This window comes from Kribbella sp. C-35, from assembly GCF_046549195.1.
GTDB lineage: Bacteria > Actinomycetota > Actinomycetes > Propionibacteriales > Kribbellaceae > Kribbella.
In genome coordinates, this window is record NZ_JAJPWG010000004.1 from 587,964 (window position 1) to 601,731 (window position 13,768).

The 13,768-nt window shown below is 67.5% G+C and carries 18 protein-coding genes; 10 read left to right on the forward strand and 8 right to left on the reverse strand.

From position 1 onward, the window contains the following. Window positions 1–72: 72 nt before the first annotated feature. The 4 genes from ACLJOO_RS28660 to ACLJOO_RS28675 are packed head-to-tail and all read right to left on the reverse strand — an operon-like array spanning window position 73 to window position 2,907. Window positions 73–270 carry a ferredoxin gene (locus ACLJOO_RS28660; protein ID WP_410790508.1) on the reverse strand — a complete coding sequence of 66 codons (198 nt, stop codon included), beginning with the start codon at window positions 268–270 and terminating at the stop codon, window positions 73–75. Next, a complete protein-coding gene (locus ACLJOO_RS28665; protein WP_410790509.1) occupies window positions 267–1,457 on the reverse strand; it encodes an NADH-ubiquinone oxidoreductase-F iron-sulfur binding region domain-containing protein in 1,191 nt (396 codons plus the stop codon). Before ACLJOO_RS28665 ends, ACLJOO_RS28660 begins: the two co-directional genes overlap by 4 nt. Continuing rightward, on the reverse strand, window positions 1,454–2,026 hold the full coding sequence (locus tag ACLJOO_RS28670) for a hypothetical protein (protein WP_410790511.1): 573 nt from the start codon (window positions 2,024–2,026) through the stop codon (window positions 1,454–1,456). The genes ACLJOO_RS28665 and ACLJOO_RS28670 overlap by 4 nt, the downstream gene beginning before the upstream one ends. Further along, window positions 1,999–2,907: an FAD:protein FMN transferase gene (locus tag ACLJOO_RS28675; protein ID WP_410790512.1), complete on the reverse strand. Its 909-nt coding sequence runs from the start codon at window positions 2,905–2,907 to the stop codon at window positions 1,999–2,001. Before ACLJOO_RS28675 ends, ACLJOO_RS28670 begins: the two co-directional genes overlap by 28 nt. Window positions 2,908–2,913: 6 nt before the next feature. Here ACLJOO_RS28675 and ACLJOO_RS28680 point away from each other — a divergent pair, with 6 nt between their 5' ends. After that, a complete protein-coding gene (locus ACLJOO_RS28680) occupies window positions 2,914–3,204 on the forward strand; it encodes a hypothetical protein (protein WP_410790513.1) in 291 nt (96 codons plus the stop codon). Between the two features lie 84 nt (window positions 3,205–3,288). Here ACLJOO_RS28680 and ACLJOO_RS28685 read toward each other — a convergent pair whose 3' ends face one another. Then, a complete protein-coding gene (locus ACLJOO_RS28685) occupies window positions 3,289–3,783 on the reverse strand; it encodes a MarR family winged helix-turn-helix transcriptional regulator (protein ID WP_410790514.1) in 495 nt (164 codons plus the stop codon). Between the two features lie 86 nt (window positions 3,784–3,869). On the opposite strand from ACLJOO_RS28685, the gene ACLJOO_RS28690 reads away from it, so the two are divergent. The 5 genes from ACLJOO_RS28690 (at window position 3,870) to ACLJOO_RS28710 (ending at window position 8,078) form a co-directional block, all read left to right on the forward strand. Further along, window positions 3,870–4,841, forward strand: coding sequence for an NmrA/HSCARG family protein (locus tag ACLJOO_RS28690; RefSeq protein ID WP_410790516.1), 972 nt, complete (start codon window positions 3,870–3,872; stop codon window positions 4,839–4,841). A gap of 94 nt (window positions 4,842–4,935) precedes the next feature. Beyond that, complete coding sequence (locus ACLJOO_RS28695) at window positions 4,936–5,739, forward strand: hypothetical protein (protein WP_410790517.1); 804 nt, start codon at window positions 4,936–4,938, stop codon at window positions 5,737–5,739. A 2-nt stretch (window positions 5,740–5,741) separates the two neighbouring features. After that, window positions 5,742–5,939 carry a hypothetical protein gene (locus tag ACLJOO_RS28700; RefSeq protein ID WP_410790518.1) on the forward strand — a complete coding sequence of 66 codons (198 nt, stop codon included), beginning with the start codon at window positions 5,742–5,744 and terminating at the stop codon, window positions 5,937–5,939. Between the two features lie 64 nt (window positions 5,940–6,003). After that, on the forward strand, window positions 6,004–7,536 hold the full coding sequence (locus tag ACLJOO_RS28705; RefSeq protein ID WP_410790519.1) for a type IV secretory system conjugative DNA transfer family protein: 1,533 nt from the start codon (window positions 6,004–6,006) through the stop codon (window positions 7,534–7,536). Continuing rightward, complete coding sequence (locus ACLJOO_RS28710; RefSeq protein WP_410790936.1) at window positions 7,536–8,078, forward strand: DUF4913 domain-containing protein; 543 nt, start codon at window positions 7,536–7,538, stop codon at window positions 8,076–8,078. The genes ACLJOO_RS28705 and ACLJOO_RS28710 overlap by 1 nt, the downstream gene beginning before the upstream one ends. Here the strand turns inward: ACLJOO_RS28710 and ACLJOO_RS28715 are convergent. The 3 genes from ACLJOO_RS28715 to ACLJOO_RS28725 all read right to left on the reverse strand — a co-directional run bounded on the left by ACLJOO_RS28715 (window position 8,064) and on the right by ACLJOO_RS28725 (window position 10,025). Then, window positions 8,064–8,234: a hypothetical protein gene (locus tag ACLJOO_RS28715; RefSeq protein WP_410790520.1), complete on the reverse strand. Its 171-nt coding sequence runs from the start codon at window positions 8,232–8,234 to the stop codon at window positions 8,064–8,066. The genes ACLJOO_RS28710 and ACLJOO_RS28715 overlap by 15 nt on opposite strands. Before the next feature lie 920 nt (window positions 8,235–9,154). After that, entirely contained in the window at window positions 9,155–9,595 is a 441-nt protein-coding gene (locus ACLJOO_RS28720; RefSeq protein ID WP_410790521.1) for a hypothetical protein, read from the reverse strand. A 184-nt stretch (window positions 9,596–9,779) separates the two neighbouring features. Beyond that, window positions 9,780–10,025: a hypothetical protein gene (locus ACLJOO_RS28725; RefSeq protein WP_410790522.1), complete on the reverse strand. Its 246-nt coding sequence runs from the start codon at window positions 10,023–10,025 to the stop codon at window positions 9,780–9,782. A 125-nt stretch (window positions 10,026–10,150) separates the two neighbouring features. Between ACLJOO_RS28725 and ACLJOO_RS28730 the strand changes: the two genes are divergently transcribed. The 4 genes from ACLJOO_RS28730 (at window position 10,151) to ACLJOO_RS28745 (ending at window position 13,756) form a co-directional block, all read left to right on the forward strand. Beyond that, a complete protein-coding gene (locus ACLJOO_RS28730) occupies window positions 10,151–10,855 on the forward strand; it encodes a winged helix-turn-helix transcriptional regulator (RefSeq protein WP_410790524.1) in 705 nt (234 codons plus the stop codon). 65 nt (window positions 10,856–10,920) lie between these two features. Beyond that, window positions 10,921–11,214, forward strand: coding sequence for a carboxylesterase family protein (locus ACLJOO_RS28735; protein ID WP_410790526.1), 294 nt, complete (start codon window positions 10,921–10,923; stop codon window positions 11,212–11,214). Window positions 11,215–11,678: 464 nt separating this feature from the next. Continuing rightward, on the forward strand, window positions 11,679–12,833 hold the full coding sequence (locus ACLJOO_RS28740; RefSeq protein WP_410790528.1) for a hypothetical protein: 1,155 nt from the start codon (window positions 11,679–11,681) through the stop codon (window positions 12,831–12,833). Window positions 12,834–13,084: 251 nt separating this feature from the next. Beyond that, window positions 13,085–13,756: a hypothetical protein gene (locus ACLJOO_RS28745; protein WP_410790529.1), complete on the forward strand. Its 672-nt coding sequence runs from the start codon at window positions 13,085–13,087 to the stop codon at window positions 13,754–13,756. Window positions 13,757–13,768 lie beyond the last annotated feature (12 nt).

Below are 13,768 nucleotides of genomic sequence, written 5' to 3' on the forward strand. Positions count from 1 at the left end.
ACCACACGACATTGTGCGGTCACTCAGAGATTAGTCCACCTTTGTCACTGGTGTGGTCTCGGGACGGGCCTGTCATCGATTGTTGAGACGGAGTGCAAGGGCCGGACAGGCGAGGACTGCGCGGCGTGCGTCCGGGAGCTCACCGGCGGTGATTTCGCGGCCCCGGAGAACCGGGAATCCCCACTCGTCGAGGAGGACGTCGTCAGGCATCAGACCGGCACACAAGCCGTGCCCGTCGCACCGCGTCCAGTCGATCTCCAGCTTGTTCATCGGGTACCTCCAAGAACTCCCAGGACCGGTCGCCCACACCCCTGACCAGACAGGTGCAGCTGTACGTCGTCGTCGAACACCTCGAGCGCCGATGTGAGGAACCTCGCAACCCCGTCCGGGTGCGCGCAGGCTCCCCGCCCCGGGACCAGACCGAGATGCCGATAGGCGTCGTGCCACCCCTGCGGGTCGCCGATGGTCAGCCTGGCGAAGTCGTCGACGAGTGACGCGAGGCCGAAGACGCACGGCCCGCATTGACCGGCTGATTGACTCTTCAGCCACTCGGCAACCCTGGTGACCTCACCGAGCGGACAGGTACTGGAGCCGAGCGCCAGGATGATCCCGGCGGACACCTCTGGTCGCTGCAGCGTCACGCCGTCGGTCTGCGGCAGCCAGCGGCCGTGGTACCCACCCAGTAGGACAGGGCCCGGCTCTGCACCGGCGTACCGCAGGACTGTGTCCAGTGGGACACCTGTCGGCGTCTCGATCACGCCGGGCCGTTGGACCGCGCCGTCGATAGTCAGCAGTTGTGTACCCGGTTCGCTGATCAGACCGGTGCTGCTGAACCCGCGGGACCCGAGTCGCGCGAGTACGGCGAGCTGGGCGAAGGTCTCCACATTCGACAGGAACGTCGGGCGCTGGTGATAGCCCTTCCGCGTCGGCAGCTTTCGCCGACCCGGTGGGACAGCTCTACCGCCTTCGAGCGCGCTCAGCACCGCACGGGCCTCACCTGCGACGAACCGGCCCGGGGTTTCACGCACCTCGATCGCCAGCTGGTCATCACGCTCCATCAGCGCCTGTCGGAGGGAGGTGGCCGCGGCGGCGTCGTGTACGGCGATCAGCACGTGCGGAGCGCCTAGTGCGTGCGCGAGACCGACTGCGCCGTCCAGAACGAGGTGTGGTGCCCGGGTGAGGAGCAGACGGTCCTTCCGGCTGACGGGCTCGCTCTCGGAGCCGTTGACCACCACAGCTTCCACACCGCGAGCTGGGAGGTCCTGCAGCTTCAGTGCAACCGGAAACGCCGCACCACCGCGCCCCCTGAGCCCTACGACTTCGCAGAGCTGCATATAGTCATCGCGGGTGAGCTCGGGTAGCGGACCGTGCGTCAGAAGGTGTTGCTGAAGGTCCTGGTCGAGTCCGGCCAGCACTCTGGCCTCACCGATCACCCTGGTGTCGTCGAGCGTGATCATTGGGTTCTCCAGACTCTCGCGGGGCTTGCATTGAGGCGGTAGGCACCTGCGGTGGCGACTGCGGCCAGGCAGCCGAGTGTGATGCCGAGCATCCACGGCGTACTGCGGTCGGTGCCTGCCAGCAGTGCGTGACCGATGGACAGCAGCCACCCGGCCGACGCGGCGATGTGCAGCTTGCGCCAGTGCTTCGTGAACGATGCGGATGCGGCCAATCGACCACGGGCTGCTCCGACGAGGGACGCCAGTACCAGGCTGTAGAGAGCAAGCGCACCGACGACCATGGCGAACGGCCGGTAGCCGGAGCCGAAGGGCCACACCAGAACGGTCGGACTGATGTCCACGTAGCTGTCGGCGATCACTGCGACCACATGGGTCGCCAGCAAGACCAGTCCGGTCACAGCGGCCGAGCGGTGCACGTACTGGAGCCAGAACCGCCGCTCCGGTCGACGTACGCCGGGCATGACCATTCCGAGCACGGCCGACAGCGTGAACATGACCATCGTGACCACGCCGGCCGCACGGGCCAGGTACCAGAGGGTCATCAGGCGGCCCTGCTCGCCGTCGGCCACCCGCACAGCTCGGTGACCTCACCATCGTCGGCAATCAGCCGTGCCGGGTGACCGGACAGCTTCAGCCGTCCGACAGCTGCCTCACCAGTCGCGATGAGCGCCGTACTGAAGGTGTTCGCCCGTACGGCGGTCGGCGCCCAGACGGACGCGGTCCGGTACAGACCCTCCGCGGGACGACCCGTCCGCGGGTCGATGACGTGGTGGCCATAGCCGGTCGGCGTCTGCCAACGCCGTACGGTCCGCGTCGATGTGGTCAGACCGCCGTGCGCGAGCGTCACGAGGACACCTTCGTCACCGGCGCGCTCGGCGACGGTGATGACCCACGGCTTCTTCGGCGTACCCGCTGCCCGCAGGTCGCCGCCGATCTCGACCAGGACCGCGCAGCCGTAGCGCTTGCTGATCACGTTGGCCGCCCGGTCCGCGGTCCAGGCCTTGGCGGTCGCGCCGAGGTCGAGAGCGCAGTCCTTCGGTACCCCTAGCAGCGCTAGCTTCCGGTTGAGGCGGACCTCCTGCCAGCCGGCGATCTGCGTCGGGTCCTCGGGTGCCTGCGGGAAGCGCCGCCGTACCGCTTCGATGTCGGCGTCGTACCCGGCCGCGATCACCGCCGGGCCGACAGTCGGGTCGACCGCCCCGCCACTCATCTGGGCCGCGACCAGGCTGACGTCGACCAGATCGACGAGCAGACGGGACACCGGTACGAGGGCGCCGGCGCGGGTGTTGGCGACCGACAGCTCGGAGTCCGGGCGGAACCGGCTCGCGGCCTTGTCGACGCGGTCCATCAACGCCTTGAGCTCACCGCACGCCGCCCCCAGTACGACGGGGTCGTCGACGGTCAGCCGGACCGTACAACTCCACGCGTTCCACGTGCGGGAGGCGGTCATGACCCGTTGCTCCCGCCCTGCGAGGTGGAGCCGGAGTCGGCCGATCCGACGCCGCTCGAGCTGCTGCTGCTGTCGTCCGAGCTCGAGCTGGAGCTCGAGCTGGAGGAGGAGTCGGAGCTGCTGGACGTCGAGGTCGTACCGGTGCCGGTGCTGTCCGAGTGTTTCGACGACACGACCGCGACCGAGATCCCGGTCGCGCCGACACCGAGGACGGCAGTGGCTATCGCGGCCGCGGACGCGCGGTGCAGCCAGCGCCGGCGGTTGGGCTGGGATTCGTCTGTGGTGACCATGCCGTAAGCCTCGTTCGAGGCCCGTCAGCCGCACTCCAAGAGAAGATCAAGCCACCGTCAAGTTCTCCTGAAAGCTCTCTGAGAGCAGTTCTCAGGAGCGTGCCTCCAGCGGGCAGTCGGTCTCGCAGTGCTTGCCGATCGTGCCGACGATCTCGTCGGCGACCTCACCGAGCACGGCGAGCCGGTCGGGGCCGAACACGTCGACGAAGAACTCCCGCACCCGCGCGGCATGCACCGGCGCGCAGTCCTTGATCGCGGCCAGGCCCTCCTCGGTAATCACGATCTCCGGGTACCGCGAGTCGCAGGCCTCCTTGCGGATCAGGCCGCGTTTCTCCATCCGGGTCAGGTGATGGGACAGCCGGCTCTTCTCCCACTGCGTCGCCCGGCCGAGCTCGAACGCGCGCATCCGCCCGGACTCCGATTCGGACAGATTGACCAGGATCTCGAAGTCCGACTTGGACAGGCCGAAGTCCCGCTGGAGGTGCCGTTCCAGGTGCGTCTCCAGCGTGCGGTTCATCAACAGATAGCTGCGCCACGCCTTCTGCTCGTCGTCGTCGAGCCACGGTCCCTTGCTCACGAGAACCATCCTACCCGCTCGGGTTGACACATCAACCAATCGCGCTACGATCAGTTGAGTTGACACATCAACCTAACTCTTGGGAGTGAACGGATATGAGCAAGCTGATCGCCGTTGTCGGAGCCACCGGAGCCCAGGGCGGCGCGCTGGTCCGCGCGATCCTGGCCGACCCGTCCGGCGAGTTCACCGTCCGCGCGCTGACCCGGAACCCGGACTCCGGCGCGGCGAAGGACCTCGCCGTCGCGGGCGCCGAGGTGGTCGCCGCCGATCTCGACGACGAGGCGAGCATCCGGGCCGCGTTCGACGGCGCGTACGGCGCGTTCGTGGTGACGAACTACTGGGCGCCCCTGACCGCGGACGAGGAGGCGGCCCGGACACGCGCCGAGATGGAGCTCGAGCAGGCCGAGATCGCGGCGCGGGCCGCCCGCGACGCCGGCGTACAACATCTGATCTGGTCGACGCTCGAGGACACCCGCCTGTTCTTCGGCGAGCGCGACGACGTACCGAGCCTGGACGACGGGCGCTACAAGGTCCCGCACTTCGACGCGAAGGGCGAGGCCGACGAGCTGTTCACGAAGTACGGCGTACCGACGACGTTCCTGCGGACCACGTTCTACTTCGACGCGTTCGTCACCGCCATGCCGCCGACGCGCAACGCCGACGGCACGCTGACGATCACGCTCCCGATGGGCGACCAGCGCCTGTCCGGTATCGCCACCGACGACATCGGCCGCAGCGCCTTCGCCATCCTCAAGCGCCCCGACCTCATCGGCCAAACCATCAGCGTGGCAGGCGACCACCTAACCGGCCACGAGTACGCCGCCGCCCTCACCAAAGCCCTAGGCGAAAAGGTCACCTACCACTCCCCGACCCTCGACGAGTACCGCGAATACCCCTTCCCGATGGCCGTCGAGATGGCCAACATGTTTCAGTTCTACGCCGAGAACCACAATGAGTTCACCGGCGACCGCGACCTCGACAAGGTCCGCGAACTGAACCCGGCGCTGGAGTCATTCGAAACCTGGCTCAACCTGCACAAAGCCGACCTACTGGCAGCCACCAAGTAACCCACGACCTTGGGCGACTCACCCTCGAGCCGCCCAAGGTCGATGCCCAAGATCTCCCGATCTTGGCCATCGTTTGCCGCCCTCTCACGGAACAGTGACGGAACAGAACGGACGTACCAAACCACCGGCTCTCGCCGCACTACGCCGCCGACCGACAGCGCGGTTCGGGAAGATCTCCTCCGAGCTGACCACGCAGCCGATGCAACGCGACCGGCCGGTCGCGTTCGACCTGTCCGATATCGACGAAGGACAGTTCGACCTGCAGGCGGCCGCGCTGCTGGCGTGCTGGTCGACCGGGTTCGCGACCGTTAACGTCGCCCAGGTGCTGGCCGACGCCGGCCTGGAACCACGGCGCAACTACTTCGTCGTCCTCGACGAGCTGTGGCGCGCGTTGCGGTCCGGGCGCGGCATCGTCGACCGGATCGACGCCCTCACCCGGCTGAACCGGCGGCGCGGTGTCGGGCAGGTGATGGTGTCGCACACCATGTCCGACCTGCTCGCGCTGCCGACCGAGGAAGACCGGATGAAGGCCCGCGGGTTCGTCGAACGCGCCGGCATGGTCATCTGCGGGGGCCTGCCCCGCGCCGAGATGAGCCTGCTGTCCGAGGCCGTGCGCGTCACCGACTCCGAGGTCGAGATGATCACCGGCTGGCAGGACCCGCCAGCGTGGTCGTCCGAAGACGAAGACCCCACCCCGCCCGGGCTCGGGAACTTCCTGATCAAGGTCGGCGGCCGTACCGGCATCCCGATCCACGTCGACCTCACCCCGGTCGAGCACGCCCTCAACGACACCAACAAGCGCTGGCGCGACGCCGACCTGGCCGTCGTCCCCGATCAGGTCCTCGGGGACGCGGTTCGTGGCCGGGCTGCTGGAGGAGCGCTCGAGGAGGTCTCCTAGCCATGGTCCAGCGCGAACGCGACCCCAACCATCCACTGGCCGGCCCCAACGGCGCCGTGGCGGTCCTGGTCGGCATCGTCATCGTGATCGCCGCCATCGTGTGGGGTGCGCTGCGGCTCGGGACGGCCTGGGCCGGTACGACGACCTACGTCACCACCAACCCGGTCGGGTTGCTGGTCGGCGGCGACACCGTCGCCTGACCACGGGCAAGCCGCCTACGCCCTCGTCCTGATCCTCGCCGCGGTCGCCGCGCTGGCCGGAGCCGTGGCGTTCGCCGTACGGCGGATCCGCGGTGGCCGCCGGACCCGGGTCGACCCGGCCGCGCAGCATCTCGGCCGTGGCCGAGACATCGCGGCCACCTCGCGGTCCGCGGTCGCCGCGACCGCGCAGCGGCTCGGCGTGATCGCCGACAGCCCCGGGGTGTTCCTCGGCCGCACCGTCGCCGGTGGCGCCGACGTGTACGGGTCGTACGAGGACATGATCGTCGGCATCGCCGGGCCGCGGACCGGGAAGACGACCTCGGTCGCCGTACCGGTCATCGCCGAAGCGCCCGGCGCGGTGATCGTCACCTCGAACAAGCGCGACATCCTCGACGCCACCCGCGGTCTGCGCGAAGCCGGCGACTACGGCAAGGACGGGGTGTGGGTGTTCGACCCGCAGCAGGTTGCCGGCGAGGAGCCCAGCTGGTGGTGGAACCCGCTCAGCTACGTCGTCGACGACGACACCGCCCGCGAGCTCGCCCAGGATTTCGCGTACGCCTCCCGGCCGTCGACGCGCGCGCCGACGGCCCTCTTCGACAGCTCCGGCCTGCAGTTGCTGGCTTGTCTGCTGCTCGCCGCCGCACGCAGCGGCAAGCCGATCCGCCAGGTCTATTCGTGGCTGACCAGCGTCAACTCCACCGAACCCGAGGAACTGCTGCGCGATTCCGCCAAGAGCACCGGTGATTCCGGCGACATCACCATGGCCGAAGCCCTCGAAGCGATCCGCTCCGCTCCGGAACGGCAGCGTGGCGGCGTGTTCGGCACGGCGCAGCAAATGGCCAGCTGCCTGGGATCCAGCCGGGTCGCGGCCTGGGTGAACCCCGGCCCTACACCGCGGCCGGAGTTCAACCAGCACCAGTTCGTACGGCGCGGCGGCACCCTCTACAGCCTGTCGCGCGAAGGTGCGGCCAACGCCGGGCCGCTCGTCACCGCGCTCACCGCGGCCGTCGTCAAAGCCGCCGAGGACTACGCCACCACCTGCCCCGGCGGCCGGCTCCCCGTACCGATGATCGGCGTCCTCGACGAAGCCGCGAACGTCTGCCGCTGGAAAGACCTCCCCGACCTGTACTCGCACTACGGGTCGCGCGGGATCGTGCTCATCACGATCCTGCAGTCCTGGGCCCAAGGCGTCGGAGCCTGGGGCGACCGCGGCATGGAGAAACTCTGGTCGGCCGCGAACCGCCGGATCTACGGCGGCGGCGTCGACGACGCCGCCTTCCTCGACCGGCTCGTCAAGATCATCGGCGACCGCGAACTGCTCCGCAGCTCGACGTCGACCAGCAAAGAAGCCACCTCGGTCAACCGGTCGCTGCAGCGCGAACAGATCCTCGACGTCTCCGATCTCGCCGCCCTGCCCGCCGGGCGCGCGATCGTGCTGTCGTCGGGGTCGCGGCCTACCCTGGTCCGGGCCATCCCCTGGATGGAACGCCCGTACGCCGACCAGATCCGCGCCTCCCTCGCACGGTTCGACCCCGGCGCCCGCCGTACCGCCGTACCGCCGATCGCACCGACCGCGCCGACAGGAGAGCCCACGTGATGCTGGCCGACACCGAATGGGAAGACGACTGTGACGACAGCCTCGACCAGGCCGAGCAGCTCGAGGCCGCGGCCGCCGCGGCCGGCGACCGACTCGAAGCTGCCGCAGAGACCGAGCCGGAGACGTACTTCAAGACCCTGCCCGAATTCGTCGACCAGTTCCTCGTGAAGGCGTACCGGCGCCCCGTAACCCCGGCGCAGGCCTGGTGTCGCGAGTGGTGGAAACACGGCGAAGCCGTCTGCGTCCTGTCCGCGCTCTGGCGCGCCTGGGAAGCGCTGCGTCTCGAACCAGGCACCGGCATGAGCGTGTGGTGGCGCGACCACTGCTACCCCCACATGAACAGCCTGATGAACCCCCAAGGCACCTTCAGCAAGTGCACCCTCGAAGGCCACCACCACAACGGCAAAGGCCTCGAACCGTTGCCCTGGGCCACACCCCCGGCCGAGCTGTACGACCCGCTCACGTACGGAGCCTGGAGCCCCAGGGCCCCTTGCTTGTTGGCGCAAGGGGCCCTGACTACCTGTCGCCTAGATGAGATGTGAGAGCGGGATTTGCGAGAGGTAGTGGGCTACGACGAACCCGCCGTAGCCGCCGCAGGCGTAGCGCAACGCCAGCTGGACGAGGTGAAACGCGTCCTGACGGCGCAGTGGATCGGGATTGGTGACCACGACGTACGACGCGGCCGCGACGATCGTCACTACCACTAGGCTCAAAAGCCCTGAGATTGAGAGTTCCACTCCTCGGCTCCTTTCGACCGGAGAGTGCTGGTCGGAGGGAGCTGCACGACGGCAGGGCCTCAGTTCGACCAGCAAAGTTCGCTGATGAACTGAGGTCCGCGCGGCGGTCGCTGGAACTCAGTAAGTGCTTACGCTTAAGGGCTATCAGGCCCTGGAGGCTTATTGAGCCGGCAGTTCAGTGCTGGCTCAAGCCGGGGAAAAATGCTCCGCCGTATCAAGATTCCCCGGCTGAATGGGCCTCGTTGCGGGCGACAGTGTGTCGACCTCGGCAACATCCGTGCAGGGGGCGCAAATCAGGTACCTTCGCACGACGGTCGTCAATCGTCCCGCCGCTTAAGCGTCAGAGCATCGATGCAGCGCATCAGGCCCTCGCCTCTACTTGCCCACCAGCATACCCAGGACGCCTGCGGCTCACCAGACGCTCGATGCGACGTCGCAAGCGTCGGCCCTCCAGCTCGGAAGGCGTTGAGATTGGTCGGTTCTTGCCGGTGTCGGCGCAGCACGGATTCTAGTTCGCCGCCAAGCAGCCGGGCGTGGCCCCTCTCATCTGAGCAACCTGCTCGCACGCCGACGGGGATGACCGCTGGAAACTGGCAGGAACGGGAGATGAAGATCGCTGCGCGGCAGCCCGAGGCCAGGCCGACGTGCGCCGACCTCACGATGTGGATCGACGCACGTCACAGACCCTCTAAACGTCCGGGGACTGGTGCGGCCGAAGGAGATGCGTTCGCCGAGAAGGCAGGCTTCGACCCCCGCCCGTTGGCCGGCTATCTCTACTTCCGCATCACGCCGACAAAGATCCAGGCCTGGCGCGAAGTCAACGAACTAAGGACCGTGTCCTCCTCCGCGCCGGGACCTGGCTCGTCTAGCCCACTGGATCCTCAGTTGGCTGGAGTCACGAAAACGGTGGCGCTGCCATCACCGTGGAAATGCAGGACGCCCAGGTCCGGATCGGTGAACGTGTCGTCGAGTGTGACTGTGCAGTCGGTGGACGTGCCACGATCCTTGGTCGAGTTGCCCTTCGCGATCGCCGGATCGGTGAACTCCTCGACAACGTTGCCGGCAGCATCGGTGACGACGCCGTGGAACGGCCCGAGCGCCGTCGGGATGATGTTGGAGTTGCTGGCACTGTCGTGACCGACGGAGAACGCACCGTTCCCGTTCAGGATGAGCTGGTACGTCGCCCCGTTGTCACAGACGGCCGAAACCTGGAACGACCCCGGCGCCCCGCCCGGATCCGCCCCCGCAACAGTCGCCACCCCCAACGCCGATCCCGCCCCGAACCCCAGTACGACGCCAAGCCGCACAATGTTCCTGATCATGACCATCCCCCTCCCGGCCAGCGCCTCCCTGCGCCGGCACCGCCTTCCACGCTAAACCGGTCACCCACCCAGAGCGATAACCCCGCAGTACCCACCCGATCGCCCTAGGCGTTCCTTCACCGCTACGTGTCCGACGGCGCCGTACCCGTGACCGCAGCGAGGTCGTCAGGGGTGGCGCTGCCTGCTAGACGGGCAGTCCGAGCGCGCCACCCTCGTTGATCGCGTAGTACTCGTTGCGGCTGACGCCGCTGGTCGCGCCGTCGACCACGTTCCGCACCGTCTCGACCGAATCGGACCTGAACACGCAGACGCCGCGGGCGCCGTCCGCGCTAGGCGCCACGATCGGCAGCTCGGTGCCCTCCGGCAGGTCGAGCTGTCCGCTCCAGAACGCCTGCGGGTCCGAGATCGTGTGAATCGTGAAGATGTACATGAGCGGTTCCTTTCGCCTGGCCCGGCCGTGTGCCTTGCCTGTTTCGATGGCATCGCCGACGGGGTCGCGGATCAACTGCAGAATCTGCAGTTGCCGGTGGTCCTGGGCGCGAGGAGATTGGACACATGCCCGGTTATGGCCAGTTCTGTCCCATCGCCCAGGCCTCCGAAGTGATCACCGAGCGCTGGACCCCACTGGTCCTGCGTGAACTGGCGCTGACCGGGAGCCGTCGCTTCAACGACATCCAGCGCGGCGTACCGCTGATGTCCTCGTCGCTGCTGAGCAAACGCCTCCGCGAACTCGAACGCGCGGGCATCATCGAGCGGCGACCGCTGCCGAACGCCCGCGGCAACGAGTACCACCTGACTCCCGCGGGACAGGAACTCGGGCCGGTCCTCGCCCAGATCGGCATCTGGAGCGAACGCTGGCTCCGCCGCCCCATCTTCGAGGAGTCACCCGACACCGGCCTGCTCATGTGGTGGGTACGCACAACCGTCAAAGCGGACGCCTTGCCGACCGGCCGCACCGTGATCCACTTCCGCTTCGCCGACGCCCCCGAGAAGCTGCGCTACTTCTGGCTGGTCCTCCCCGACGCAGACTTGTGCCTGACGGACCCAGGCTTCGGCGTCGACGTAACGATCACCACCGACGCGAAGACGTTGACCGCGGTCTGGATGGGGGACCTCCCGCTGGCATCAGCCGTGAAGAGTCACGCGGTCGAACTGGAGGGCGGGCGGTCTCTCACCCGCACCTTCGCCAATTGGTTCGGCCTGCACCCGCTCTTCTCCGCGGTCGACCACCCGGCCAACCGGCCCAGGGTGAGCGCCTAAATGGATTGCTGCAGATAGCCCGCGCTGGAATGCTCGGCCCAGCAGGAACGGAGAGGAAACCGCAAGTGGCCGCCACCGCATCCAGCAAGGATTCCGAGCCGGAAGTCCGTACGGCGGCCAGCGTCCTCGGCGGCGGCCGGGAGGCGGGCCTGGCGGTCTTCCGCGGCATCCCGTTCGCCGAGCCGCCGGTCGGCGCTCTCCGTTTCGCCGCGCCCCTGCCGGTGCGCAGCTGGGACGGTGTTCGCCCGGCGGTCGCGTACGGTCCGCCGCCCCCGCAGTCCGGCGTACTCGGGGTGTCCCAGGACACCGCCGGCGACGACGAACTCGCTGCGTGTTCGATGCTACCGGCACGCCATTGAGGGTGTCGAGAAACGATCGTTTCCCGACACCCAGGCAAAGACGGGGCCAGCCGTCGCCACCCCGTACACGTAACTGTCGAAGAAACGTGTTGTGAAGTCGAAGTGTCCAACAACTTTGCAACGAGCGTTTGCTGAACAGCTGTCCGCGCTAGCGCCTCCGCTGTGGCGGCGCACGCGGAGCCGACTCGTGCCGGCGGCTTCCTAAACCGTGCGTCGCAGGTTCGAATCCTGCCGGGGGCACCCAACAAACGTGCAGGTCAGACGCTGGTCTCATCAGACGACATACGGACTCCGTCGTTCCCGTGGGGCTATCCGTGGTGCGAACTCGAGACTAGGCCAGTCAACTGGAGCGATAGGCCTCGTATCAGCGGAGCCGCGTCCCGCGCCTGGGCAAGCTAACCGGACCGCGACGCCCCGTGCGTCTGGATCATGCGGCCCGGTCTGGAAGTCGATTCCAATCCACGGTGGATGGCGACCCGACGGTAAGCTGTAGTCTTCGCCTCGCGGCGGAGTCACCCTCTGGGGAACACATGGCCCAAACTCACACCACCGGCCGCTTTCCCGTCACCGACCCCGACCGGCGGTCCAAGGGCCAGCAGAAGATGCATGGGCTCGCCCTGTACATCAACCACGTCTGGGAAGCCGCCGCATCCACCGACACCACGCTGTGCCGCGACCACGGTATGGAGGTCGACTCCGAACGCATCGCCCTGGAGATCGCGCCTGCCCTCGCGGCCATCCGCACCCTCGACCTAGAGGTGTTCCGGAACAGCTTGGGTAGCGCCGACGCGCAGCGCTACATGAAATTCCAGAAGAGCGAGCCACAGGGACAGGTCGTGCTCGGCTTGGTGCTGGCGCGCAACGCGGACATCCACCTCCCAGCTACTCTCGACCTCCAGGTCGACCGCGTTGTCGGCGAAGGCGACAGGTTCCGGGTGATGCCCATCTGGCAGCCCCACGACAGCCTGCCTGCCGTCGTACGCGACAGCGTGCGAACCAGGAACAAGCCCAATGGCACGAGCCGGAGCTCCCACGATGCCTACCGGGATGTGGTCGGTGGCCAGCTCGTGATCGAGACCCTCCTGGACGCATTCGCGTTCTTCGTGCGCTGCGACCCCAGCCTAGCCCGCCGCATCTCAGGCACGAACGACCTGGCGTACTTCCCTCTGGCCGCGTACACCGTCCACGAGTACGAGCGCCACCATCCCGATCAGCCCAACTGGGCCGACGCCGGCGCGGAGGTCCGTCGGCTTGCCGGGACCGCCCCGCCCACGGGTGCCGGCCGAGAGATCTCGTTCCGCCTCACCAGCAACGACACGGCCGTGTACTGCGGGCACACCGTCATGCCGTTCGGCCTTCGTTGGGCGTTCACCGAAGCCGCACCCCAGATCGTGCGCGACATCCGGGCTGGTTACCCGTACGTAGCCGTGGCAGCCGACGGTGCGCGGCACATCGTCAGTGCTGGTGCCGACGGGCGCCTAGCCGTCGATGGTGTTGCGCTCGGGGACTATCCGTTCCCCCAGCCCGAACAGCATCCGCCTCCCGAACCTTGGCTGGCGTGGTGGCAGCTCGCAACCGAAGATCCGCACTACTACCGGGACCAGAGGCAGTCGCAGTGACAGCGGGGGCCGAACGTAGGAACCGTCGCGCCAGCTAACGGACGTCGTTCTCATTACGAGGAGGAACGACGCTGCCTCATGCAGCCCCTACCAGCGCCTTTCAATCGGCATGCGCCACGCCCCGCCCATCACCACTGTTTTCACCGCTTCGCACCACAAGTGGCACCACGGCACTGGCCGGCGAGCAGCTGGCTGGTCGCTGCCCTGCAGCGAAGGTAGCGTGCCGCCCGGCGAGCGGCTTCAATCGGACCATGACGATGATCGATGCCCGCCTAAGCGATCGGGTTCGTGTGTCCGCAGAGGTAGGCGCCGGCGCATCGATCGCCGACCTCGAATCAGTGTTGGGCTGGTTCGCAAGCATCGAGCGAATCGCTCGCGCCGCCGTCGACAGAGCTCCATACGCACAGCTCCTGAATTTGGCTCCGGACTCATCCGATGCCGAGATCGAGACAGCCGTCCGAAACCGGCGACACCACTGGCTCCAGCGGGCCAACGCCGAACGGACCGTGCGGAGGCGAGCCGAGGCACGCATTCGCGACATAGACCAGGCAGAGCGGGCCCTGCTGCATCCCATGCGGGTCGAGCGCTTGAGCTTCGAGAACCCACTTGAGGCAGTGCTAGGCGGAGCGCTTTGTGTGCTGGTATACCGAATCATCATCGTTGTCCGAGACTGGAAGACTGAGCAACGACGGCGAAACGCTCGCGCAGAAGGGCTCGCGGCTGCCGCACTCCAAGCCCACCAGCTCGCAGAGCGGCACCGCTTGGAGAACCGACTCATCGACGAACTGATCACGCAGCTTTCTCCCGACGACCCCCAGAAGCGCGCGATCGCGGAGCAGCTGCTCACGCAGAGCATTCGGAAGGAAATCGACGTTCTGGCGGCTCCTCCGCAGGACGTCGACGCAGAGATCGTTCCGGGCTGAGCACCCACAATC